Origin of the sequence: Clostridium sp. AF35-15 (assembly GCF_003477745.1) — a bacterium.
Taxonomy (GTDB): domain Bacteria; phylum Bacillota; class Clostridia; order Lachnospirales; family Lachnospiraceae; genus Otoolea; species Otoolea fessa.
The window spans coordinates 265643-290778 of the sequence record NZ_QUDY01000004.1 but is presented as its reverse complement, the minus strand read 5'-3'; the positions used below and the strand labels follow the sequence as shown (position 1 = coordinate 290778).

Annotated in this window: 26 protein-coding genes and 2 pseudogenes; 26 read left to right on the top strand and 2 right to left on the bottom strand. The window is 39.7% G+C overall.

Going from position 1 to position 25136, the window contains the following annotated elements:
- The 23 genes and pseudogenes from DWZ76_RS07000 to DWZ76_RS06880 all read left to right on the top strand — a co-directional run.
- Positions 1 to 563 (top strand): annotated as a pseudogene (locus tag DWZ76_RS07000) (RNA-guided endonuclease TnpB family protein); the annotation flags it as partial.
- A gap of 207 nt (positions 564 to 770) precedes the next feature.
- Positions 771 to 1445, top strand: a complete 675-nt coding sequence (sfsA, locus tag DWZ76_RS06990) for a DNA/RNA nuclease SfsA (protein ID WP_118472245.1) — start codon at positions 771 to 773, stop codon at positions 1443 to 1445.
- A 29-nt stretch (positions 1446 to 1474) separates the two neighbouring features.
- Positions 1475 to 2065 (top strand): nitroreductase family protein, encoded by a 591-nt coding sequence (locus tag DWZ76_RS06985; protein WP_118472244.1) that lies wholly within the window; start codon positions 1475 to 1477, stop codon positions 2063 to 2065.
- Between the two features lie 55 nt (positions 2066 to 2120).
- Positions 2121 to 2303: pseudogene (locus DWZ76_RS06980) on the top strand (GNAT family N-acetyltransferase); the annotation flags it as partial.
- A 292-nt stretch (positions 2304 to 2595) separates the two neighbouring features.
- On the top strand, positions 2596 to 5646 hold the full coding sequence (locus tag DWZ76_RS06975; RefSeq protein ID WP_118085012.1) for an SrtB-anchored collagen-binding adhesin: 3051 nt from the start codon (positions 2596 to 2598) through the stop codon (positions 5644 to 5646).
- A gap of 236 nt (positions 5647 to 5882) precedes the next feature.
- Positions 5883 to 6209: a YdcP family protein gene (locus DWZ76_RS06965; RefSeq protein WP_008792581.1), complete on the top strand. Its 327-nt coding sequence runs from the start codon at positions 5883 to 5885 to the stop codon at positions 6207 to 6209.
- 15 nt (positions 6210 to 6224) lie between these two features.
- Complete coding sequence (locus tag DWZ76_RS06960; RefSeq protein WP_008687119.1) at positions 6225 to 6608, top strand: YdcP family protein; 384 nt, start codon at positions 6225 to 6227, stop codon at positions 6606 to 6608.
- Positions 6609 to 6709: 101 nt separating this feature from the next.
- Positions 6710 to 7474 carry an MBL fold metallo-hydrolase gene (locus DWZ76_RS06955; protein WP_008687118.1) on the top strand — a complete coding sequence of 255 codons (765 nt, stop codon included), beginning with the start codon at positions 6710 to 6712 and terminating at the stop codon, positions 7472 to 7474.
- Between the two features lie 98 nt (positions 7475 to 7572).
- A complete protein-coding gene (locus DWZ76_RS06950) occupies positions 7573 to 8967 on the top strand; it encodes an FtsK/SpoIIIE domain-containing protein (RefSeq protein ID WP_008792582.1) in 1395 nt (464 codons plus the stop codon).
- 183 nt (positions 8968 to 9150) lie between these two features.
- Positions 9151 to 10347 carry a MobT family relaxase gene (gene mobT / locus DWZ76_RS06945; protein WP_117593987.1) on the top strand — a complete coding sequence of 399 codons (1197 nt, stop codon included), beginning with the start codon at positions 9151 to 9153 and terminating at the stop codon, positions 10345 to 10347.
- A 12-nt stretch (positions 10348 to 10359) separates the two neighbouring features.
- A complete protein-coding gene (locus DWZ76_RS14940) occupies positions 10360 to 10494 on the top strand; it encodes a DUF3789 domain-containing protein (protein WP_009243011.1) in 135 nt (44 codons plus the stop codon).
- Entirely contained in the window at positions 10495 to 10716 is a 222-nt protein-coding gene (locus tag DWZ76_RS06935) for a hypothetical protein (protein WP_002323342.1), read from the top strand.
- 83 nt (positions 10717 to 10799) lie between these two features.
- Positions 10800 to 11231 (top strand): regulatory YrvL family protein, encoded by a 432-nt coding sequence (locus DWZ76_RS06930; protein WP_079768435.1) that lies wholly within the window; start codon positions 10800 to 10802, stop codon positions 11229 to 11231.
- Between the two features lie 178 nt (positions 11232 to 11409).
- Positions 11410 to 11916 (top strand): DUF2975 domain-containing protein, encoded by a 507-nt coding sequence (locus DWZ76_RS06925; RefSeq protein ID WP_074087113.1) that lies wholly within the window; start codon positions 11410 to 11412, stop codon positions 11914 to 11916.
- Between the two features lie 12 nt (positions 11917 to 11928).
- Positions 11929 to 12144, top strand: a complete 216-nt coding sequence (locus tag DWZ76_RS06920) for a helix-turn-helix transcriptional regulator (protein WP_074087111.1) — start codon at positions 11929 to 11931, stop codon at positions 12142 to 12144.
- 88 nt (positions 12145 to 12232) lie between these two features.
- Positions 12233 to 12529, top strand: coding sequence for a conjugal transfer protein (locus tag DWZ76_RS06915; protein ID WP_117887209.1), 297 nt, complete (start codon positions 12233 to 12235; stop codon positions 12527 to 12529).
- Positions 12448 to 12951 carry an antirestriction protein ArdA gene (locus DWZ76_RS06910; RefSeq protein WP_074087109.1) on the top strand — a complete coding sequence of 168 codons (504 nt, stop codon included), beginning with the start codon at positions 12448 to 12450 and terminating at the stop codon, positions 12949 to 12951. The genes DWZ76_RS06915 and DWZ76_RS06910 overlap by 82 nt, the downstream gene beginning before the upstream one ends.
- Positions 12952 to 12968: 17 nt before the next feature.
- Positions 12969 to 13472: an antirestriction protein ArdA gene (locus tag DWZ76_RS06905; protein ID WP_002323345.1), complete on the top strand. Its 504-nt coding sequence runs from the start codon at positions 12969 to 12971 to the stop codon at positions 13470 to 13472.
- A gap of 117 nt (positions 13473 to 13589) precedes the next feature.
- On the top strand, positions 13590 to 13988 hold the full coding sequence (locus tag DWZ76_RS06900; protein ID WP_118472242.1) for a conjugal transfer protein: 399 nt from the start codon (positions 13590 to 13592) through the stop codon (positions 13986 to 13988).
- Entirely contained in the window at positions 13966 to 16416 is a 2451-nt protein-coding gene (locus DWZ76_RS06895) for an ATP-binding protein (RefSeq protein WP_074087107.1), read from the top strand. Before DWZ76_RS06900 ends, DWZ76_RS06895 begins: the two co-directional genes overlap by 23 nt.
- Positions 16416 to 18626 (top strand): YtxH domain-containing protein, encoded by a 2211-nt coding sequence (locus tag DWZ76_RS06890; protein WP_117593993.1) that lies wholly within the window; start codon positions 16416 to 16418, stop codon positions 18624 to 18626. The genes DWZ76_RS06895 and DWZ76_RS06890 overlap by 1 nt, the downstream gene beginning before the upstream one ends.
- Complete coding sequence (locus DWZ76_RS06885; protein WP_003431918.1) at positions 18623 to 19630, top strand: C40 family peptidase; 1008 nt, start codon at positions 18623 to 18625, stop codon at positions 19628 to 19630. Before DWZ76_RS06890 ends, DWZ76_RS06885 begins: the two co-directional genes overlap by 4 nt.
- A 16-nt stretch (positions 19631 to 19646) precedes the next feature.
- Positions 19647 to 20558, top strand: coding sequence for a conjugal transfer protein (locus DWZ76_RS06880; RefSeq protein ID WP_118472241.1), 912 nt, complete (start codon positions 19647 to 19649; stop codon positions 20556 to 20558).
- 63 nt (positions 20559 to 20621) lie between these two features.
- Here the strand turns inward: DWZ76_RS06880 and DWZ76_RS06875 are convergent, their stop codons facing one another.
- Entirely contained in the window at positions 20622 to 21998 is a 1377-nt protein-coding gene (locus DWZ76_RS06875; RefSeq protein ID WP_117844218.1) for a HAMP domain-containing sensor histidine kinase, read from the bottom strand.
- A gap of 2 nt (positions 21999 to 22000) precedes the next feature.
- The gene (locus tag DWZ76_RS06870; protein WP_117844219.1) at positions 22001 to 22708 is read right to left on the bottom strand and encodes a response regulator transcription factor; all 708 of its coding nucleotides are present in this window, start codon (positions 22706 to 22708) and stop codon (positions 22001 to 22003) included.
- 161 nt (positions 22709 to 22869) lie between these two features.
- Between DWZ76_RS06870 and DWZ76_RS06865 the strand changes: the two genes are divergently transcribed.
- From DWZ76_RS06865 to DWZ76_RS06855, 3 genes are read left to right on the top strand one after another with little or no spacing between them, the layout of a single operon-like run.
- Positions 22870 to 23634, top strand: coding sequence for an ABC transporter ATP-binding protein (locus DWZ76_RS06865; RefSeq protein WP_117844220.1), 765 nt, complete (start codon positions 22870 to 22872; stop codon positions 23632 to 23634).
- On the top strand, positions 23631 to 24356 hold the full coding sequence (locus tag DWZ76_RS06860; protein WP_117844221.1) for an ABC transporter permease: 726 nt from the start codon (positions 23631 to 23633) through the stop codon (positions 24354 to 24356). Before DWZ76_RS06865 ends, DWZ76_RS06860 begins: the two co-directional genes overlap by 4 nt.
- A 13-nt stretch (positions 24357 to 24369) precedes the next feature.
- Entirely contained in the window at positions 24370 to 25134 is a 765-nt protein-coding gene (locus DWZ76_RS06855) for an ABC transporter permease (RefSeq protein WP_117844222.1), read from the top strand.
- Positions 25135 to 25136: the final 2 nt, after the last annotated feature.

The following is a 25136-nucleotide window of genomic DNA, read 5'->3' as shown; positions in this document are numbered from 1 at the left end:
AGCTGGATAAAGCCTGGAAATCATTTTATGCCCTTAAAAAGACCGGCGGGATCAAAGTGCCAAATCCTCCGCGATTTAAACAGGACAATATACCGATCACTTACATGCAGATGGGAATCCGGCACGAGAAGGGTTCCGGCCAATTACGGCTGTCTCTGTCAAAGGATCTGAAAAGCTACATGGAAGAAACTTACGGGATTCATGAAAAATTTCTATATCTTGAAAATAAGATTTTCAGGAACATGGATCACATAAAGCAACTGCGGATCTATCCACCGGAAGATGGAAAATGTGACCTTATCGTTATCTATGAGGTCAAAGAACCAGAACTGGAAAGCGATACCAGCCAGTGCAGCCCGTTTTCACCAGAAATATCAAAAAGATATGCAGAAGCATCAAACAGAAAAGAGCGGGGCATGTATATAACGGATGGAGTAAGATATAATGCGGATGCAGTAGGAGCATTTAATATCCTGCGTAAACATCTTTCCGTATCCGGAAAACAGAAAGAACTGTCCGTAACCGGACTAAAGAATCCAGAAATAATAAAAGTAGCTGTATAGCCGAAAGGTAAGCGGTAGTGGTGTCATGGACGCACCCTGAAAAAAGGCGGTATCCCACCAGATTTCAGATGCTTTGGTAACTTAGTTACCGAGTAGTTCACTGTTATTCGAATTGATTGTGATTATTATACTGCAAAGCACAGGCCGCTGTCAGTGAATCCAATCGTGTAAAATGAATGTTTCAGTACATATAATAGGAAACGTCACATGAAATATGATAAGATAGTGAAAGCAATTTTCATAGAACGTCCCAATCGTTTTATTGCGCGGGTAAAGATTGATGGCTCGGAAGAGGTAGAATCGGTTCATGTAAAGAATACGGGACGTTGTCGTGAATTACTGCTGCGGGGGGCGGAAGTGATTTTGGAAGATTGCATAGAAAAGAATCCAAATCGAAAGACTCGCTATGATTTGATTGCAGTTAAGAAGAATAAGATATGGGTTAACATTGATTCTCAGGCACCGAATAAAGTGGTAAAAGAATGGCTGATGACACAGGGGTATGATTCTATTAAACCAGAGTATACCTTTGGAAATAGCCGGCTGGATTTCTATATGGAAAAAGGAAAGCAAAAATATCTAATGGAAGTCAAAGGCTGCACCCTTGAGATAGACGGAGTTGGATATTTTCCAGATGCCCCGACGGAAAGAGGAGTTAAGCATTTAAGGGAACTTGCAGCTGCGTGCGGACAAGGATATAAATGTTTGATAGCATTTGTGATTCAAATGGAAGGCATTAGTGAAGTCAGGCCGAATACGGAAACGCATCCCGAATTTGGCGCTGCACTTCACGAGGCAAAGGCAGCAGGTGTTGAGGTGCTTTTCCTGAAATGTCATGTTGGGATGGATGGGTTGGAAATCATAGGAGAAGATGAGTCTTGAGGGCAAGGTTCTAAAGGAGAGAGAAATCTATGATACGTGAAATTGAGAATAGAAGAAGTATAAGAAAATATAAGCCAGATGAGATCGAAAGGAAGTTAATTGACGAGATCATATACAGTGCTTCCCTTGCACCATCTGCTAAAAACAGGCAGCCTTGGAAATTTATTGTATATCAGGGGAAAGAAAAAGATAAACTGGTTGATGTCATGCGTCATGGTATAAATTCAGAAAAAATGACCCATGAACTTATGCCGGAATGGGCATTTGCCATACCGGATGCTGAGAATACCGTTAGAATCATGCAGGAGGCCCCATGCCTTATAGCAGTGCTTAATACCAACCAGCATACTCCATTTGCAAGCATTGAAAATGAAAAGCGAATTGTTGAAATATGTGATTCACTGTCCATAGGTGCGGCGATTGAAAATATGATTCTGACAGCAACGGGATATGGATTGGGCACCTTATGGATTGCCAATACTTGTTTTGCCTATAATGAGCTGATGGATTTTATCGGAACAGACAGCCAATTGACAGGAATTGTTGCGATTGGCTTTGCCAATGAAGTTCCGGCTAAAAGACCAAGGAAACCTTTCGAAGAAATTGTTGAGTACAGATAGGTAAATCGTAATGAGTTAATCGTGTTATAATCAGGTTGGATGGAGAATAATCGTTATGATTAGAAAGTTGCAGAAGGCAGATATAAATAGAGCCGCTGATATATGGTTGAAAACTAATCTGAAAGCACATTTTTTTATTCCTGAACAATACTGGATAAGTAATTATGAATTCGTGAAGGAAATGCTGCCACAGGCGGAAGTTTATGTGTATGAAGATGATAAAATGATTCAAGGCTTTATGCTCAAAAAACACAATAAAAATCTGATTATCCGCTAAAACACAGTATCTATCAGCATTTTCAAGAAAACAAATACATCAATTTACTACTTATTTACTACTAACGAATGAGCCTTGATACGCAAGTTTTCCTAGATATGCAAAGATATGGTACAGCACATCAGTATTAAAATAAGAAAAAATTGAATAACTCATAGACTATGGAACGCCTAACATGACGTTCCTTTTCTATTTCCAGCCGTTCTTATTGGACGGCTATTTTATTACCCAAAATGAAAGGAGCATTAGATTTATGAAAAAGATGTTAAAACGATTGTGTACGGGCTTCTTAGCTCTTGCAACTGTCGTTACTGCTTTACCGACTACACCCGTCCATGCAGAAAGTAAGCAATACTGGACGGAAAGTGCAGAGCGTGTCGGTATCATTGAAAAAGTAATGAATGACGGTTCTATCGGTTCGACATTCAATGAGGGCTATATGAAAGTCGAGGGCGAAACTGCCTATTGTATCGACATTAACACAAACTTTAAGAACGGTTACAAGACCAGAGCTGACGCAAGCTCACGCATGAGTGCTGACCAGATTTCAGATGTGGCGTTATCCTTAGAGTATGTCAAACAGTATGGCGAAGCTCACAAGGAACTGAACTACAAACAAGTCTATCTGTTGGAACAATGTGTAGTCTGGCAGAGATTGAGCGTACATTTTGGCTGGCAATGTGATAACGTGCGAGCTTCTTATGATGAAATTCCAAAGGCAACACAGGACGAAGTTTTCTCTGGTGCAAAAGCCTTTATCAAAGAAAATAAAGGACGCTATGAATGTGGCGGTTATATCTACTCTGGCGAGGGGCAGGAATTAGGACAATTCTGGGCGAAGCTGAATGTCGGAAATGCGAAACTGCAAAAGACTTCCAGTAATACCAGCATTACCGACGGTAACGGGAATTACTCTATTGCAGGTGCAACCTATGGTGTCTTTGCTAATAAGGACTGTACGAAACAGCTTGCCACCCTTACGACTGATGAAAACGGAAATACAGATGTTGTAGAGGTAAAGGCTGGCACAGTTTATATCAAGGAGTTATCCGCACCAGCAGGATATAAAGTAGATAAAACCATATATTCCTTAAAGGTTGAAGTTGGAAAGACAGCAATTTTGAAAGTATCAGATACGCCAAAAGTAACGGACACTTTGATTGAGCTTTTCAAGATTGATATGGAAACACAGAAAGACAATCCGCAAGGGAACGCTTCTTTAGCAGGTGCGGAATTTACATGGAAGTATTATGCAGGCTTCTATAATAAAGACAATCTCCCTGCCGAAGCTACTCGTACATGGGTTACAAAGACAATCGCTGAAACAGACAGCGACGGGACAACTCACTACATCGCAAAATTAGCGGACGCATACAAGGTATCTGGCGATAGCTTCTATATGCAGGACGGCAAGGCGGTTCTTCCACTTGGAACGCTAACCGTTGAGGAAACGAAAGCTCCAAACGGCTACTTGTTAGACGGTGCATATATGCAGGCTGGCGATAAGTCCGAACAGATAAAAGGCTTATATGTAACACAGATTACAGAGGACGGCGACCTTGCCGTACTTACTGGAAGTAACCAGTTTTCTGTATCAGACAAGGTTATCCGTGGTGGTGTGAAAATTCAGAAACGAGATTTAGAAACGGGCGATACAAAGCCACAAGGAAGTGCTACCTTGAAAGATACTGCTTTTGACATCATTTCCTTAAATGATAATGCGGTATTGGTTGAGGGCAAATTATACAAGAAAAATGAAGTGGTAAAAACAATCCATACCGATATTGAGGGTGTCGCTTCTACTTCTTCTGACCTTTTACCTTATGGAAAATTCCGTATCGTTGAAAGTGAAGCTCCCGACGGTTACTTAACTGACGGTGCAAAGCCGATTGATTTTACAATCACAGAAAATGGAAAAATCGTGGACTTAACCGACGAAGCTCATTCTATCTATAATCAGATTAAGCGTGGAGATATTGAGGGTGTAAAAATCGGTGCAGGTACACACAAGCGTCTTGCTAATGTTCCCTTTAGGATCACAAGCAAGATGACGGGCGAAAATCATGTCGTGGTAACTGATGATAACGGGCAATTCTCCACTTCTGCTGAATGGGCTTCTCATAAGCACAATACAAACGCAGGAAAGACCAGCGAGGACGGTGTGTGGTTTGGAACTTCTGAACCAGATGACAGCAAAGGTGCGTTACCTTATGATACCTATATCATTGAAGAATTACGCTCTGATAGTAACAAAGGTTTTGAACTTATCCCACCTTTTGAAATCGTGGTATCAAGAAATAACCTTGTGATTGATTTAGGAACGCTGACTGATGAATACGAAAAAGAAATCTCTATCCATACCACAGCGACCAGCAAAGACGGCGAAAAGACTATCCTTGCAGGAAAAGAGATTACGATTGTTGATACTGTCAAATTAGACGGACTTACAAAAGGCACAAAGTATCAGTTAAAAGGCTGGCAGATGTTAAAAGAAGAAAATGTAGAACTTCTTATCAATGGAAAACGTGTGGAAAATGATTATACCTTTGTCGCTGATGATGAAGAAATGAAAGTGGAAATTTCCTATACATTTAATGCGTCTGCTTTAGGTGGCAAAAACCTTGTTACCTTTGAAGAATTGTATGATTTAAGCAATCCAGACGAACCCGTAAAAGTTGCGGAACATAAAGACATTGAGGACGACGGACAGACGGTACTTATCACAGAGCGTATCGTCAAAATTCATACGACTGCTACGGATAAGGACGGCAACAAAGAGCTTGAAGCTGGAAAAGACGTTACAATCATTGATACCGTAATCTTAGAGGGCTTAGAAGTCGGTACACAGTACAAACTTGTGGGCTGGCAGATGTTGAAAGAAGAAAATGCAGAGCTTCTTATCAATGGAAAACGTGTGAAAAGTGATTACACTTTTACTGCTGACAGCGAAACTATGAAAGTGGAAGTTGCCTTTACCTTTGACGCTACTTCTCTTGACGGCAAACAGCTTGTAACTTTTGAAGAATTGTACGATTTAAGCAATCCAGACGAGCCGAAGAAAGTTACCGAGCATAAGGATATTGAGGATAAGGGACAGACGATTACCTTTAAGGAAAAAACCAAAGTCCCAGAAGAACCAAAGAAACCCGAAACACCACAGACACCAGATACACCGCATAAAACAGACAGTCCAAAAACTGGCGATAGCACAAACCTTTACGGACTGCTTGCACTTCTTTTGACTTCTGGTGCTGGACTGGCAGGTATCTTCTTCTGCAAACGCCGTAAAATGAAGAAATCATAAGGCGGTAACGGTATGAGAAAAGAAAAATCACGTTCTCCGCCGATACCGTGTCGGCAGACTTCCGCTTATTCTGGATTGTCTGCTACTTACCTGCAAGAACACGGATAGTCAAGGGTGCGTAAGCATTGATTTTATCCTTTACTATCTGGGGGATTGCTGGTACTTCCCAAACCGCCAGAATAAGAAATCACAATCAAAAAACTTATCAAAAATAGAAAGAAATGAGGTAAAACACTATGGAAATGAAATATGTCGTGCCAGATATGGCACAGTCTTTTGGAACTCTTGAATTTGCAGGCGAAAGTGAGCCAGTCTTTGAAAGAGATAAAAATAACCGCAGGGTCTTAGCCAGACGAAGCTATAACCTTTATTCTGACGTACAAAAAGGCGAAAATGTTGTGGTAGAAATTCCCGTGCAGGCTGGCGAAAAGCATTTCAAGTATGAACAGAAAGTAAAACTTGTCAATCCGAAGTTATATGGCAGAGGTTACGCAATCGGGGATATGGGACATACCGATTATGTGTTGCTTGCTGATGATATTGTAGCAGTTGAAGAAAAGTAAAGGAGTGAAGAATTTATGAGATTATCAAACGGGTTTGTTATTGACAAAGAGAAAACATTTGGAGAATTAAAATTTACAGCGGTGCGAGATGTGTTCTTGCAGAATGAGGACGGGACACCGAGTACCCAGCTTAAAAAGCGTATCTATGATTTGAAGTGCAGTCTGCATGGTGGAATTATCCCCGTGTCCGTACCGCCAGAAGTACCGTTAAGGGAATTTCCGTACAATGCGGTTGTGGAGCTTGTCAATCCAGTAGCCGATACGGTATCAAGAAAAACCTATACGGGTGCAGATGTGGACTGGTATGTAAAGGCAGAGGATATTGTATTGAAGAATAAAAGCAACCAGAACGCAGGCAATACACAGAACCATACACCGCAGGGACAACCGAAAAAATAGACTTGCTGAATAGATTTTCGTTGTAGAGGATATACGGAACTGTTATAATATGGGTATGAAGAAAGCGACAAATTAAAATTTTTAGGGAGTGAGAATAGTATATGGACAGTTGGTTTACCGTCGAACAAATAGACCAAGATACATTCGTCATCAGCGAATACAAACACTGGGAAGAAACACATTGTTATCTATTGTGTGGGACAAAAAGAGCCATTCTGATTGATACAGGTTTAGGTGTTTCCAACATCAGAGAGGTTATTGATGGATTGACGAAACTGCCCGTTACAGTAATCACTACTCATGTTCATTGGGATCATATCGGTGGACATAAATATTTTCGGTCTATTGCAGTTCATGAAGCAGAAAAAGAATGGCTATCGGTCAAATTCCCTATACCTTTGCAAGTGGTAAAAAACAATATTATGTGCAATCCATGTGATTTCCCCTCGGATTTTAAGGTAGAGAAATATCAGATTTTTCAAGGGGTTCCGCAAATGATTTTACATGATGAAGATTGTATTGACTTAGGGAACAGAAAGTTGGTAGTTATTCACACGCCCGGTCATTCTCCCGGACATTGTTGTTTCTATGAAGCGGATAGAAAATATCTGTATTCCGGCGATTTGATATATAGCGGTTGCCTTGATGCTTTTTATCCATCAACAAACCCACAAGAATTTTGGAAGTCTGTTAGAAAAATTCAATCTTTAAAGATAAGTCGAATTTTGCCAGGACATCATCATTTATCTATTCCAGTTACTATAATTGACAAGATAGAGACAGCTTTTCACAACTTGTCAAATGAAGGGAAATTAAAACAAGGGAATGGTATATTCAGCTATGAGGGGTTTCAAATCCATATCTGAAATGCAATCTTAGTTTTACAATTTTATATCCCTACACACAAAGCAGTTAGTCTTATGATTGACTGCTTTTTTCATACCCAGAAAGGAGTGATTGATTTATGCGTATGATTTGGAACAAAGGACACCGTATCAGAGCCAGCGACAAGCACCTTGTCTATCATTTTTCCATAGAGACGCTTCTGTTTGTGTTCGTGGCAGTTCTCCTGCTACTGAATAGCAAACAGCTCATGCGTACCGACTGGGAACATTTCAGCTTATTAGACAATGGCTTTACGCTTTCCCTTTACAACTTCATAACCATACTGATAGCGACTGGTGTTTGTGCATTGGTCGCTTTTCTGTATTACCGCTTCTGTTACGACAGTTTCAAGAAGCTACTGCACCGTCAAAAGCTGGCAAGAATGATACTGGAAAATAAGTGGTATGAAGCCGATACCGTACAAGACAGCGGTTTTTTTACTGACCTGCAAAGCAGATCAAGGGAAAAAATCGTCTGGTTTCCAAAGATTTATTATCAAATGGAAAAAGGACTTCTTCATATCCGCTGTGAAATTACGCTGGGAAAATATCAAGACCAGCTTTTACGGTTGGAGGATAAGTTGGAAAGTGGCTTGTATTGTGAGCTGACCGACAAGACCCTGCATGACGGCTATATCGAATATACCCTGCTTTATGATATGATAGCGAACCGCATTACCATTGATGAAGTACGGGCAGAAAACGGTTGTCTTAGATTGATGAAAAATCTTGTCTGGGAATATGACGCACTCCCTCACGCTCTGATTGCTGGTGGGACTGGTGGCGGTAAAACATATTTTCTGCTGACACTCATTGAAGCCTTACTGCATACAAACGCTGTCCTTTATATCTTAGACCCGAAAAATGCGGACTTAGCAGACTTGGGGACAGTTATGGGAAATGTGTATCACACGAAAGAAGAAATGATTGATTGCGTCAATGCCTTTTATGAGGGCATGGTACAGCGAAGTGAGAAAATGAAGCGACACCCGAACTATAAGACGGGCGAAAACTACGCCTATCTGGGACTGCCACCCTGCTTTCTTATCTTTGATGAATATGTGGCGTTTTTTGAAATGCTGGGGACAAAAGAAAGTGTGAGCCTACTTAGCCAGTTAAAGAAAATCGTTATGTTAGGACGACAAGCAGGTTATTTCCTTATCGTTGCCTGCCAGCGTCCAGATGCAAAGTATTTCTCGGACGGTATCAGAGATAATTTCAATTTCCGTGTAGGACTTGGGCGTATCAGCGAATTAGGTTACGGTATGCTGTTCGGTTCTGATGTGAAGAAACAGTTTTTTCAGAAGCGTATCAAGGGGCGTGGCTATTGTGATGTGGGAACAAGCGTGATAAGCGAATTTTATACGCCTTTAGTCCCGAAAGGACATGATTTTTTGCAGACCATCGGCTCTCTTGCACAAGCAAGGCAGGACGGGACGGCGACGTGCGAAGCGAAAGGCGACGGCACGGACTAGCCGTTGCTGGTGTGGCGTAAGCCACGCCAGCAGGTAAAACCCCTCGGTATCTAACAGAGGGGTACGTTTGCAAATAGACAATAGACAAAAAACATAGGAAACATAAGGCTTCTAGCATGATTTCCTAGCAAAATTCAGTTGTGAAGTCGTTAAAAAAAACTTCACACTTTACAGATTGGGGGTATGGTTCTGAATGAAGAACAATGGATAAAAGAATTACGGGAGAAACGGATTGCTTACGGTATCTCACAAGGCAGGCTGGCGGTGGCTTCTGGTATCACAAGGGAATATCTCAACAAGATAGAAAGTGGAAAAATGAAGCCGTCAAAGGAACTTCTGGAAACTCTGTATAAAGAACTGGCAAGGTTCAATCCAGAAGCACCGCTTACCATGCTGTTTGATTATGTGAAAATTCGTTTTCCTACGCTGGATATACAGCACATCATCAAAGATATATTAAAACTGAATATCAATTATATGCTCCATGAAGATTACGGGCGTTACAGCTATACGGAGCATTATTCTTTAGGGGACATCTTTATCTATACGTCGGCTGACGAAGAAAAAGGTGTCCTTTTAGAATTAAAGGGGCGTGGTTGCAGGCAGTTTGAAAGTTACCTGCTGGCACAGCAAAGAAGCTGGTATGACTTCCTCATGGACGCACTTATAGACGGTGGTGTGATGAAGCGTATCGACCTTGCTATCAACGACCATACGGGCATTTTGGATATTCCAGAGCTTGCGGAAAAATGCAGGAAACGGGAATATATCGGAAAGTCCAGAAGCTATAAGTTTTACCAGTCGGGCGAGCTTATCAAGCACAGAGAGGACGACAGAGAATATATGGGACGTACCCTTTATCTTGGTTCGCTGAAATCAGATGTGTATTTCTGTATCTATGAAAAGGACTATGAGCAGTACGTCAAGCTGGGGACACCTCTGGAAGAAGCTGACATTATCAACCGTTTTGAGATACGGCTTCGCAATGAACGAGCCTATTATGCAGTACGAGATTTGCTGACGTATTATGACGCAGAGCAGACCGCATTTTCTATCATCAACCAGTATGTGCGGTTTGTTGATGAAGAACCCGACAAGCGAAAAAATGACTGGAAACTCAATGACCGCTGGGCTTGGTTTATCGGAGATAACAGACAGAGCTTGAAGCTGACGACAAAGCCAGAGCCTTACACCTTAGACCGTACATTGCGGTGGGTACAAAGGCAGGTAGCACCGACCTTGAAAATGCTGAGAAAGATTGATAAGGGAAACGGTACAGACTACATGGAAACAATCGAACAGCAGGCAAAGCTCACAGAAAAGCATGAAATGATAATCAAACAGCAGACGACCCCTGCAAAAGATTTGGTGGAAAGTTAGGAGTGATAAAAAATGTGGGTATTATTAAAAGACTTCCTGCTGGTATCTATGGGAATGGGTATCGGCGTAGTCTTGATGTGTATTTTGAATGTCGGCAAAGAAGCTGACTATGAAATGAAACAATTAAAAGAAAGCGAGGACAATTAAATGAATTTCGGACAAAATTTATATCAATGGTTTTTATCAAACGCACAGAGCTTAGTGCTTATGGCGATCGTGGTTATCGGTATCTACTTAGGGTTTAAACGTGAGTTTTCCAAACTTATCGGTTTCTTAGTAGTTGCCTTAATTGCTGTCGGCTTGGTATTCAATGCTGGTGGTGTGAAAGATGTACTGTTAGAGCTGTTCAACAAGATTATCGGTGCATAAAATTTTATTGTAGTGCTGATATGAGAATGTTATAATGTGGATATGAAAAAAGCGAGAATTTAGAAGTTATGGAGTGTGAAACATTGAAAGAATTTTTTGAAAAGCATAAAGAAAAGATAATAACACTTTTATTATGTGGAGTTTTATTTATTATCGTACTATCTGTTTTAGCTCTAATAAGTGGTGCAATAATGAAAGTGTTTGGGTTTGAATATCGTTCTATCGGAAGTATTATTTTGTTTTTTATTATTGCAACAATTATTTCTTATCCTTTAGGCTTGATTGCTGGTGCATTTCCAAAGGCTTTGTTATCTTTAGACAAAGTATCTATTTATACAGCAATGGCACTCTATTTAATCTTAGACACATTTGCAACTTTTTGGGGATTGAGAATTACAGATTATTGTATGCAAACTATTTCAGCAGAAGATATATCTATTTTTGTTATATCACTAATATTTGCATTATTAGGGGTTAGCGATATTAAAAAAATTCCGCACGATGAAGTTCGATAAATACTACTTTCACAATTTCATATCTATACGCCCAAAGCAGTTAATCTAAGGATTGACTGCTTTTTATACCGATAATAATGTTGATGATAAAATATTTAATGTTTATCATTAAGAAATGATTGACAAAAATAAAAAGAATGATATACTGTGTGTTAAGAAATGAAAGGAGCTTTTACTTATGAAAGAAAAACCATTGAGAAAATCTGCTCGTTTTATCTCCATACTTCTTAGCATTGGCTGTATTATTTTCGGTATAATGAGTGTATTATTATTTGCAGGAATTATGGTTTTCGTTTGTGCCAAACTTTTTTTCTCGGAGATATTCCTAGAAGCGTGGGAAACTGCTATTAAAGCAGGTCAAACTCTTAGTTTTGGACAATGTATATTCTTTTTCATTTGCGTTCTTGGAGAGTTTATTTGTATCTTTTTAGCCTTATATAACGCCAAAAGAATATTTGGGTGTATCAGCAAAGGACATTCTCCTTTTACAAACACAACAGCTATTCAGATACGCAAAATAGCACTGTATGTTCTATTATTTGCTGTATTTTCCGTACTCTCTGTATTTAAGATGGTGTTTTCATCATTCTTTATGTGTGCCTTGTTTGCCCTTATCTTGTACTGTATTTCTCTCATTTTTGATTATGGGTGTGAGTTACAACAAGAGATAGATGAAACACTATAAAGGAGATAAGATATGGCAATAATTTTAAGACTTGATAGAATGATGGCTGATAGAAAAATAAGCTTAAATGAACTATCAGAAAAGGTTGGCATTGCAAATGTCAATTTATCCAAAATCAAAACAGGTAAAGTAAGTGCTATTCGCTTCTCTACGCTAAATGCTATTTGCAAAGCACTGGATTGTCAACCAGGGGATATATTGGAATATCAGAAAGACATAGAAGAATAAAATACAATTTCATATCCATACACACAAAGCAGTTAGTCTTATGATTGACTGCTTTTTTCTTACCAAAATTTCAGATTGGAGTGATGAAATGAGCGATATTTTTAAGGATATACAGGCAAAAGTCGGCTGTGAATACATTTCCGACCTGCCCTCTTACAAGCGTAAGGTGTGGCAGGAAATGAAACGACTGAACCCTGCCGACTATGAAGAAAGGCAGTTAGAAGGTTTTTCAAAGTATGTGTTTGGTATGTCGTACCAGACCATAAAAGATGTGATGAAACAACAGAAAGGACGTGAGGAACAATGCAGGAAACAAGGGTGCTGGTGGAAACGAGAGGAACAACTGGCGAAGAAACAACATCATACTGGTTCGACCTGCCGATAGATGTTGCAGAGTTTGAAGAAAAGTTAGGTGTCGGTGCAGAAAGTGGGGATTACCGTATTATCGAAAAGGTGTTGCCTTATGCTGATGAAGTCCACGAACATACCAGCGTGTATCAGCTCAACGAATTAGAGTTTATGTACCGACAGCTTTCAAGCGATATGCAGGAAGAATATGTATCACTACTTACGGTGTATGAAAATTTAGAAGCACTTTATATTTGCAGGAACGTGATTACGGTTTATCCCGACTGCAAAAGCATGATAGATGTTGCAAGGCAAAAGCTGATGAACGACCCGACATTCAAGCATTTATCCGAGGACTGTCAAGAATACTACTTTGACTTTGAAGCCTACGCTTCTCACTTGCAGGAACACGGGAAATTTTTAGTGACGGAACACGGTATCTTTGAACTGCCAGAGTAGGAAATGAGGTGGTGCTTATGATTGATGATATGGCGGTTTATATTGCTAATCTTGGTAAATACAATGAGGGTTATTTAGTCGGTGCTTGGTTCACGTTCCCCATTGACGAAGAAGATGTGAAAGAAAAAATCGGCTTGAATGAACAGTATGAGGAATACGCAATTCATGATACCGACAACTTCCCGATTGCGATTGGCGAGTATGTTTCCATTGAAGAACTCAATGAGATGTATGAAATGATAGAGGAACTTCCCGACTATATCGTAGAGTGTCTGGACGAATTTATCAGCCACTACGGGACGCTGGAAGAAGTCGTGGAACACAAGGACGATATTTATTATTATCCCGACTGTGAAACCATGACAGACGTTGCCTACTACTACATAGACGAATTGCAGGCACTTGGGGATATTCCACCCAGCTTACAGAACTACATTGACTATGAAGCCTACGGGCGAGATTTGGATATGGGCGGTTGCTTTATTGAAACAAGCCGAGGTATGTGCGAGATACCATACTAACGCTGGAAGATCAGCGACAAGCATTGTTGCTACTGACAGCGTATTTCTCTTTTAAGGGACAGTCTGAAAATGGCTGTCCTTTTCTATTTAGAAACTTACGAAAGGAGCTGAAAGAACTTGAAAAAGATTAAAAGCTACACGGGTATCTGGAACGTGGAAAAAGTCTTGTATGCAATCAATGACTTTAACTTGCCCTTTCCCGTTACCTTTACACAGATTACATGGTTTGTGATTACAGAATTTATCATCATTCTGTTTGGGGATATTCCCCCACTTTCCATGATTGAGGGAGCATTTCTCAAATACTTCGGTATTCCCGTTGCTCTCACTTGGTTCATGTCGCAGAAAACCTTTGACGGAAAGAAGCCGTACAGCTTTTTGAAATCACAGATAACTTATGCCCTGCGACCTAAAATCACTTATGCAGGAAAAGCCGTAAAACTGGATAAGCAGATATTCAATGAAGCAATCACGGCAGTAAGGAGTGTGAACTATGTTCCCGATAAAATATATTGACAATAACCTTGTCTGGAACAAGGACAATGAGGTATTCGCTTACTATGAGCTGATACCGTACAACTATTCTTTCTTATCCGCAGAACAGAAATTTATCGTGCATGACAGCTTTCGACAGCTTATCGCACAGTCCCGTGAGGGTAAAATTCATGCGTTGCAGATTGCCACGGAAAGCTCCATACGAAGTATGCAGGAGCAGTCAAAGAAGCTGGTAACGGGAAAATTAAAGGAAGTTGCCTATCAGAAGATAGACGAACAGACCGAAGCGTTAGTATCTATGATTGGGGACAATCAAGTGGACTACCGCTTTTTTCTTGGCTTTAAGCTCATGGTTACGGAAGAACAGCTTAATCTGAAGAACATCAAAAAATCGGCGTGGCTGACGTTCACGGAGTTTCTCCATGAAGTAAACCACACGCTGATGAATGATTTTGTTTCCATGCCGAATGATGAAATCAACCGTTACATGAAAATGGAAAAGTTACTGGAAAATAAAATCTCCCGTCGCTTTAAGGTGCGTCGCTTGGAAATTCGTGATTTTGGGTATCTCATGGAACATCTTTACGGCAGGGACGGTATCGCCTATGAAGATTATGAGTACCAGCTACCAAAGAAGAAATTGAAGAAAGAAACGCTGATAAAATACTACGACCTTATCCGTCCGACAAGGTGTGTGATTGAGGAAAGCCAGCGGTATTTAAGATTGGAACATGAGGACAAGGAAAGTTATGTGTCCTATTTTACTGTCAATGCGATTGTCGGGGAGCTTGATTTTCCGTCAAGTGAAATCTTCTATTTCCAGCAACAGCAATTCACATTCCCCGTTGATACTTCTATGAATGTAGAAATCGTGGAGAACAGAAAAGCATTAACAACCGTCCGCAATAAGAAAAAGGAATTGAAAGACCTTGACAATCACGCTTATCAAGCAGGAAGTGAAACCAGCTCAAATGTGGTGGACGCTTTAGACAGCGTGGACGAGCTGGAAACCGATTTAGACCAGAGCAAAGAAAGTATGTATAAGTTAAGCTATGTCATACGGGTGTCTGCACCCGATCTTGACGAGCTGAAACGCCGTTGTGATGAAGTCAAGGACTTTTACGACGACCTCAATGTAAAGCTGGTGCGTCCTGCTGGGGATATGCTGGGGCTTCATTCTGAATTTTTACCTGCCAGCAAGCGATATATCAATGACTATGTGCAGTATGTAAAATCAGACTTCTTGGCAGGGCTTGGCTTTGGAGCGACCCAGCAGTTAGGGGAAACTACGGGTATCTATATGGGCTATTCCGTTGATACGGGAAGAAATGTGTACCTGCAACCGTCTTTAGCTTCGCAGGGCGTAAAAGGCACAGTTACAAATGCCCTTGCTTCTGCTTTTGTCGGTTCGCTTGGCGGTGGAAAGTCGTTCTGCAACAATCTTCTTGTGTATTATTCGGTGTTGTTTGGGGGACAAGCGGTTATCTTAGACCCAAAATCAGAGCGTGGCAACTGGAAAGAAACACTTCCAGAAATCGCCCATGAAATCAATATCGTAAATCTTACCAGCGACAAGGACAATGCAGGACTTCTTGACCCATTCGTGATTATGAAGAATGTTAAGGACGCTGAAAGTCTGGCAATCGACATCTTGACATTCCTTACGGGTATTTCCTCTAGGGACGGCGAAAAATTCCCCGTACTTCGTAAAGCGGTTCGTTCCGTTACCCAGAGCGACAGTCGGGGCTTGCTCCATGTGATAGACGAGCTACGCCGTGAAGATACGCCCATATCAAGAAATATCGCAAACCATATCGACAGCTTCACGGACTACGACTTTGCACATCTGCTGTTTTCAGACGGTACGGTAGAAAATGCTATCAGTCTGGATAACCAGCTCAATATCATTCAAGTAGCCGACCTTGTGTTGCCAGATAAAGATACCACTTTTGAGGAATACACGACTATTGAATTATTGTCGGTGTCTATGCTGATTGTGATTAGTACCTTTGCCCTTGATTTTATCCATTCGGACAGAAGTATTTTTAAGATTGTAGATTTGGACGAAGCATGGGCGTTCTTAAATGTGGCACAAGGGGAAACCTTATCAAATAAGCTTGTTCGTGCTGGACGAGCTATGCAGGCAGGCGTTTATTTTGTTACACAATCTTCTGGCGACGTGTCAAAGGAAAGTCTGAAAAACAATATCGGCTTAAAATTCGCTTTCCGTTCTACTGACATCAACGAGATAAAGCAGACCTTAGAATTTTTCGGTATCGACAAGGACGACGAAAACAACCAGAAACGGCTTCGTGATTTGGAGAACGGACAATGCTTATTGCAGGACTTATACGGGCGTGTCGGTGTGGTGCAGATACACCCCGTCTTTGAAGAACTGCTACACGCCTTTGATACCAGACCGCCCGTACAGAGAAATGAGGTGGAGTGATGAAAGAAAGGATAAAAGGTGCGTTCAAAAAAAAGAAGATTTTCCACTTTCTCAAAATGGTTCTGTTTGTCGTGGCACTCTCCCTTATCCTGCTTTCACTTTTGGGGACGGTAGCTCATGCGACGGGGCTTGTGGACGATACCATAAACGCAGAAAATCTTTACTCAAAATATCCCCTTTCCAACTACCAGCTTGATTTTTATGTGGATAATAGCTGGTCGTGGTTGCCGTGGAACTGGCTGGACGGGATTGGAAAATCGGTGCAGTACGGGCTTTACTGCATTACCAACTTTGTCTGGACGATAAGCCTTTATTTAAGCAATGCTACGGGCTATGTGGTGCAGGAAGCCTATAAGCTGGACTTCATTAACGATATGGCAGACAGTATCGGAAAGAGCATACAGACCCTTGCAGGCGTAACACAGAACGGCTTTTCTTCTACGGGCTTTTATGTTGGTTTCCTGCTTCTCATTATCTTAGTGGTGGGACTTTATGTTGCCTATACGGGACTTATCAAACGGGAAACCAGCAAGGCACTTCACGCCGTTATCAACTTTGTAGTGGTGTTCGTACTGTCCGCTTCGTTTATCGCCTATGCTCCCGATTACATCAAGAAGATAAATGAATTTTCATCAGACATCAGTACCGCTTCACTTGATTTGGGAACAAAAATCATGCTCCCCAACTCTGACAGCGAGGGCAAGGACAGCGTAGACTTGATACGGGACAGCTTATTTTCTATTCAAGTGGAACAGCCGTGGCTACTTCTGCAATTTGGAAACAGCAACGCAGAGGAAATCGGGGCAGACCGTGTAGAAGCTCTCGTATCGGCAAGCCCAGAGGACGAGGACGGCAAGACCAGAGAGGAAGTCGTGAAAACAGAAATTGAGGACAACGACAACAACAATCTGACGATACCGCAGGTCGTAAACCGTTTAGGCATGGTGTTCTTCCTGCTGTTCTTCAATTTAGGGATAACGATATTTGTATTCTTGCTTACGGGCATGATGTTGTTCAGCCAGATACTTTTTATTATATTCGCTATGTTTTTACCTATCAGCTTTCTACTTTCCATGATACCGAGCTATGAAAGCATGGCAAAACAGGCAATCGTGAGGGTGTTTAATACCATTATGACACGGGCAGGAATAACGCTCATTGTAACGGTGGCGTTCAGCATTTCCAGTATGTTTTATAACATTTCCACGGACTATCCGTTCTTCATGGTGGCGTTCTTGCAGATAGTATGTTTCGCTGGTATCTACATGAAGCTGGGCGATTTAATGAGTATGTTCTCTTTGAACGCTAATGACAGTCAAAGCATGGGACGAAGAATTTTCCGCAGACCGTATCTGTTTATGCGACATGGGGCTAGGCGTATGGAACACCGTATTGCAAGGGCGGTAAGTGCTGGCGGTATTTCGGGCGGTGTCGCTGGTGCGGTGGCTGGAAGTGCCGTTGCTAATAAACGAGCGGAAAGAAAAAATACAGCTTCAAAAGAAAATCGGGGCAATACCACTTCCAGCATGGGACAGCGTGCAGGCTCAAAGGTTGGTGCTGTCTTAGATACGAAAAATAAAGTAAAAGACAAGGCAAACGCTGTCAAAGAGAATATCAAGGATATGCCAACACAGACCGCTTATGCGGTATATTCCGCAAAGGAAAAAGCAAAGTCCAGCGTGTCTGACTTCAAGCGTGGTATGGTGCAGGAACAGCAGTCCAGACAAACGGGACGATTGGAAAAGCAGACACAGCATAGACAAAATATCGCCGATAAGCGTATGGAGCTTCAAAAGGCACAAGAAGCAAGGCAGGCACAGCGAAAGGCTGACGGATCAGCGACAACGGGAGCTACCCGTCCCCATGAGCGACCAGCCACGGCTTCAACCATTCCAAAGCCGAGTATGGAAAAGACGCAGGAAGTCAAACGCCCTGCCACAGCGACCACTTCAAAAACAAGTGAGCCAGTCAAGACAAGTGTTATCAAAGAGCGTCCGCTATCTTCTGGTGCTTCTGATAGAAAAGCGACCCAGTCTGTACAGCCAGTACATAGGCAGAATGTAGAAAAAGTGGTATCGCAGGAAACACGCCAGAACTACAAAGCAGAGCGTACTACAAAGACACAGACCTTTGAACAATCAAAGCGTACAACAGAACATACCGAAAAGAACCGTAGTCTTGTAATGAAGAAAGGACAGAAGAAAAAATGAAACTGAAACATATCGCTATCATTGGCAGTCTGTTTCCTATCCTCTTTTCTCTGGTGCTTTTCTTTGGTGTCTTGATTAGTGCGGACAGCGACGACGAGAACAGTAACTTTTCTTCTGGCATTACGGGTATGAACTTATCCGCAGAAGTCTTGAAACATCAGCCTATGGTGGAAAAATATGCCAGAGAATACGGCATTTCCGAGTATGTCAATGTGCTACTGGCTATCATTCAAGTAGAAAGTGGCGGTACGGCAGAAGATGTTATGCAGAGTTCAGAAAGTCTGGGACTACCGCCCAACTCTTTAGATACAGAAAGCTCAATCAAGCAGGGGTGTAAATATTTTGCGTCCCTGCTTTCTTCCTGCAAAAATCAAGGTATCGACGATTTGAATGTAGCGATACAGTCCTATAACTATGGCGGTGGTTATGTGGGATATGTGGCAGGAAAAGGAAAGAAACATACCTACAATCTTGCAGAGAGCTTCGCCCGTGAGAAATCGGGCGGAAAGAAAGTAACCTACACCAACCCGATAGCTGTTGCGAAGAACGGGGGCTGGCGGTATGGCTATGGAAATATGTTCTATGTGGAATTAGTCAATCAATATCTGACTGTGGCACATTTTGATAATGCGACGGCACAAGCGATTATGAATGAAGCGTTGAAATATCAAGGCTGGAAGTATGTGTATGGTGGCAGTAACCCGAACACTTCCTTTGATTGTAGCGGACTTGTGCAATGGTGCTATGGAAAAGCTGGTATCTCCTTACCGAGAACAGCACAAGCACAGTATGACGCTACCCAACATCTTCCACTCTCGCAGGCAAAGGCTGGGGACTTGGTGTTTTTCCATTCCACCTATAATGCTGGTTCGTATGTAACCCATGTGGGAATATATGTAGGAAATAACCAGATGTACCATGCAGGCGACCCGATAGGATATGCAGACCTAAGTAGTAGTTACTGGCAACAGCACTTAATCGGTGCAGGACGAGTAAAACAATAGAAAGGATTTGAAAAATATGTTTAAGAAGAATAAGAAGCAGACAGAAACTATCAAAGAACCAAAAGAAAAAAAGGTGCGTACTGTCAAGGTAGGCACGCATAAGAAAACCGTGATTGCGCTGTGGGTGGTGCTTATCGCAAGCGTGAGCTTTGGGGTGTATAAGAACTTTACCGCTATCGACCAGCACACCACCCATGAAAAAGAAATCATAGAGCTTCGCTTGCAGGACACCAACGGGATAGAAAATTTCGTGAAGAATTTTGCGAAGTCCTACTACACATGGAATAACAGCAAAGAAGCGATTGAAGCAAGGACACAGGCAATCAGCGGTTATCTTACAAAAGAATTGCAGGACTTGAATGTAGATACCATTAGAACCGATATACCGACCAACTCCACGGTTACAGATGTGATTGTATGGAGTATCGAACAGTCGGGAACGGACACTTTTTCTGCTACCTACGAAGTAGATCAGCAGATAAAAGAGGGAGAACAGACAACAGCGGTTAAGGCAACCTATACCGTAAAAGTTCATGTGGACGCTGACGGGGATATGGTAATCGTTCAGAACCCTACCCTTGCACCAGCAATCGAAAAATCAGACTACGAGCCTAAGACACCAGAAGCAGACACAAGCGTAGACGCTGATACTGTCAATGACGCTACCGCATTTTTGGAAACATTCTTTAAACTGTACCCGACAGCCACAGAAAAAGAGCTTGCTTACTATGTATCGGGAAATGTAATTGAACCTATCGGCAGGGACTATCTTTATTCTGAATTGGTAAACCCAGTATTTACAAAGGACGGGGACAATGTGAAAGTTAAGGTTGCCGTGAAATTCCTTGATAATCAGACAAAAGCGACGCAGGTATCACAGTACGAGCTTGTGTTACAAAAGGATAGTAACTGGAAGATTGTAGGATAAATGCTATAAAAAGACCGTAGCCTGTAATATAACATTTGATGTAATATACAAGCTACGGTTTTATCATTGATTTTTTATGGGTAAAGAAATAGTTGTAGAAAAGCCTTTATTTAATGCACTTGAAATAGAAACATTTCCTTTATGAATAGAAATAATTTCTTTTACAAGAAGAAGTCCTAGACCATGTCGTAAATCTAATCTATCATCTGTACTTTGTAAATAATGAGGTGTCGATTGTATTTTTTGTAGTTCTTCTTCGGAAAGTCCTTTTCCATTATCGCTGATTACTAATGTTAAATTATTTTCATGTATTCCTAAACGAACTGAAATCATACAGCCATTTTCATTGTGATTAATACTATTAGAAATAATATTTTGTATTGCTCGACCTAGCAATCTTTCATCGCCTATAATGGTAATTAGCTCTGTATTAGGTTTTAAGTTTAATTCAAATTCAAACTTATTATTTATGTCACTATTTAGATACTCAACGACAATTTCTCGTATTATTTTACATAGATGAACGGGTGTTTGTTGAAGTGGCTGAACATTATAATTTAATTGGCTTACAAGGTTTAAATCTTGAACCAAATTTTTGATTTTTACACTTTGAATTTTGATAATATTAGCTTGTTTTCTAGCGTTTTCCTCAACATTTAACGAAGAAGATATTCTATCTGCATATCCCATAATCATGGAAAGGGGTGTTCGTATATCGTGTGAAACGCCACTTATCCAGTTTGCCCTTGCTTGATTTTGTTTTTTTAATTGCAATGACGTTTCGTTGATACGATTTCCGATTTCTTCCAATTCTCCATTTATATTAAGTGTAACCGTTTCACCGTGTGATAGTTTATCTATTCCATTGAGTATAGGAGAAATTTTTAACATCACATTTCGTTTTGATAAGTAGTACACAATAAATAGAATGGCAATATTTGATACTAACATAATCAAAAGAATAAGGGGTGTTTTCTGTATTGCTGATAGAGGAAGATAGTTCGTCATAAATTTTGAATAGCTATTCTTTGGATAGCCTAATACTAATAAATCATTTTCTTGTTTCCATGTAAATACGGGATAATCATTGATATACCCCTTAGAAAAGGAGGCAACGTCTTGCAATGAATATTTTAATGGTATTTCCTCTGGTAGATTATATTGCCATACAACATTACCATTATTATTTATTACAATTCCCCAGATATTGTCTGTAATTAAATCTTTTTGACACTTATTACTTAATATGTATTCTCCATTTTGAATAGTAAGGTTATTAGATACTTTTTCTATTGTTTGTACAGGATTATCTTTGCTTATACTATTAACAGTACCGTTAAAAGTTAGAAAGAAAATGAGCAAATCAAAAATCACGATAAAAATTACTACTGATAAGTATATAAAGAAATGCTTACTGATAAATTTTCCAAAATTACGCATTATTATAACCTGCTTTCCACATTTATTTTATACCCCAATCCTTTAACTGTTATTAGTGATATTGGCTTTGAGGGATTAAGCTCAATTTTTTCTCTTATACGTCGAATATGAGCAAGGAGAGAATTTCCATATCCAAATGGGTTGTCGCCCCATACAGCTTCACAAAGAGCGTCTATTGTCACAATATGACTAGCATTTCGTATAAGGGTTTCTAAAATATCATGCTCTTTTGCAGTAAGAGGTAAAACTTCATCATTCTTTATAACCTGTGCATTAGCTAAATCAATTTTACAATCATGTAATTCTATAAGAGGACTATCTTCCTTATAACATCTGCGTAATACAGCATTTAGGCGATAGATAAGTTCTTTGGGCATAAAGGGTTTTGTTATATAATCGTCAGCTCCTAACCCAAAACCAGAATATTTATCTTGTATATCATCTTTTGCAGTCAAAAATATTACTGGAATATTAGTGAAACTTCTTAGTGAGTCCATAAGTTCAAAGCCGTTTCCGTCTGGAAGCATAACATCTAATATAGCTATATCTGGTTTTTCCTGTTGGCAGATTTTCAAAGCTGATTTTACACAATCAGCAGTAACAATATTATAAAAATTTTCATCTTTTAATATGGTAATAAGCATACTTCTTAAACATTCTTCATCATCAACTATCAATATTTTTTTTGATTTTAAGTATGTATCTTTCATTTGTTTGTCACACTCTCTTTATCTTTTTTTTATCTTATTATAACATTCTGAAAAAAGTTGAACAGTCATTTTCACATTTGTAAGGTAAATGTAAGGTAGAGAGAATGTTGCTGTAATGTCGGTGCTTTATATTATAGGTAACAAGAAAGGAGTTAAAAATTATGAAAAACATGATTGAAACTAAAAATTTGACAAAAACATACAAAGAGTTTATTGCAGTAGACCACGTATCTTTACACATTAAGAAAGGTAGTATTTACGGTTTTCTCGGTCCAAATGGTGCTGGGAAATCTACGACTATGAAAATGCTTTTGGGTTTGACTGCACCAACTGATGGAAAATTTCAAATTGATAACATGACTTTTCCAAATGACCGTGTCCAAATTTTGAAAAATGTCGGTTCATTTATTGAGTCCCCATCATTTTATCCAAATTTAACAGGTAGAGAAAATCTTGATATTATTCGTAGAATTTTAGGACTTCCAGCGACTAGCGTTGATGAAGCATTAGAATTAGTAGGATTATCTGAGTTTGGTAATCGCTTGGCAAAAAAATATTCTTTGGGAATGAAACAGCGTTTAGGTCTTGCTTCTGCTTTGCTTGGCGAACCACCAGTTTTAATTTTAGATGAACCAACAAACGGCTTAGACCCAGCAGGTATCCATGAAATTCGCACCCTTATTAAATCACTTCCAAAAAGATATGACTGTACGGTTCTGATTTCATCACATATGTTATCAGAAATTGAGTTACTAGCTGACGACATTGGTATTTTAAATCACGGAAAATTACTATTTGAAGGAAGTCTTGATGATTTGAAATTGACGGCACATCAAGCTGGTTTTGAAAATGATAATTTAGAAGAAATGTTTTTAGCTATGATTGATGAGGATAACGCCAACAGAAAGCAGAGGTTAAAATTATGAGAAATTTAACCGTAGAATTAAAAAAATGTAAACGTACTGGGATATTAGAAGTGTTACCGATTGTTGGACTTCTTGGTGCATTATATGCTTTTGCAAATTTTATAGTTCGTAAAGAAGTTTTGTTAAATTTACCACTTCCACCTATGGACGTTTTGTTGACACAGCTTTACGGAATGATTATGGTTCTTAATATGTTTGGCATTATCGTAGCAACAACTTTAACATATAATATGGAGTTTCAAGGAAATGCAATTAAAAAGATGTATATGCTTCCTTTTGAAACATCATCTATTTTCAAAAATAAATTTTACATATTATTTGTTTTGCTTGCTTTTTGTATCGTCTTGCAAAACGGAGCATTGTGTATTATTGGAAATATCTTTTTACCCAATGGAACTTTTGAGTTACTAACACTTGTCAAATATACAGGATATTGCTTTGTATCATCTTTACCTGTATTGGCATTTATGCTCTTGGTGTCATCACGATGTGAAAATATATGGTTTACATTAGGTATTGGAGTAGCAGGTTTTTTTAGCGGTATGGCAATGTCACTTTCAGATATGTCCCTATTTCTTATCAATCCATTTGTACTAATGATGAAACCTGCGGTGGCTTCTACGGCAAGTATTGATATGAATGTTTTAATTTTAGGGTTTGTTGAAACAATCATATTCTTCGTAATTGGCTGGTATCTTGGTAAAATAAAACATTATGAATAAAGGAGGAAATAGTATGTCAATCATTGAATTGATAAAAATAGAATTTATGAAAGTAAAAAGGTCTATGATTTTACCTTTACTTTTAATTCCGCCTATCTTAGTTGTAGTTTCTGGCGTATCTAGTATTAGTATGTATATGACGCCAGAATATACAGACGCTTGGTCGGCAATGTTCATTCAAAGTGCATTACTTTTTGGATATTATTTACTTCCATTCTCAATGGTAGTTGTTTGTGTTATGATTGCCAACAGAGAAATAAAGAATAATGGCATATTAAAAATGCTTGCTTTGCCCGTTAGTAAAGGAAAACTTGCATTGACAAAGTTCTTGGTATTATTGAGCTTTTTAGCAATTGAGTTGTTTATCTTTTTCAGTTCATTCATTATTGCAGGCGTTATCGCTACTAAAATAATGAATGTAACAGAAACTATTCCTGTTTTTTATTTATTAACGTGGACAGTAAAACTATTTGCGACAATGGTTCCAGCTATTTCTTGTATGTGGGCAATTACCATACTATTTGAAAAACCACTATTATCCATGGGATTAAATTTATTCTTGATAATTCCCGGTGTTTTAGTTGCTAATACGCCTTTATGGTTAGTGTACCCTTATTGTTATAGCGGTTATGTAGTATCAGACGCATTACATACTGTAACAACGGCAGGTATAGGAAGTACAATATCACTATTTCCGTTTATCCCGTGTGCTGTAATCATATCAGCACTTGCACTATGTGTTTCTATTAAATGCTTTGGAAGAAAAGAAATGAGGTAATA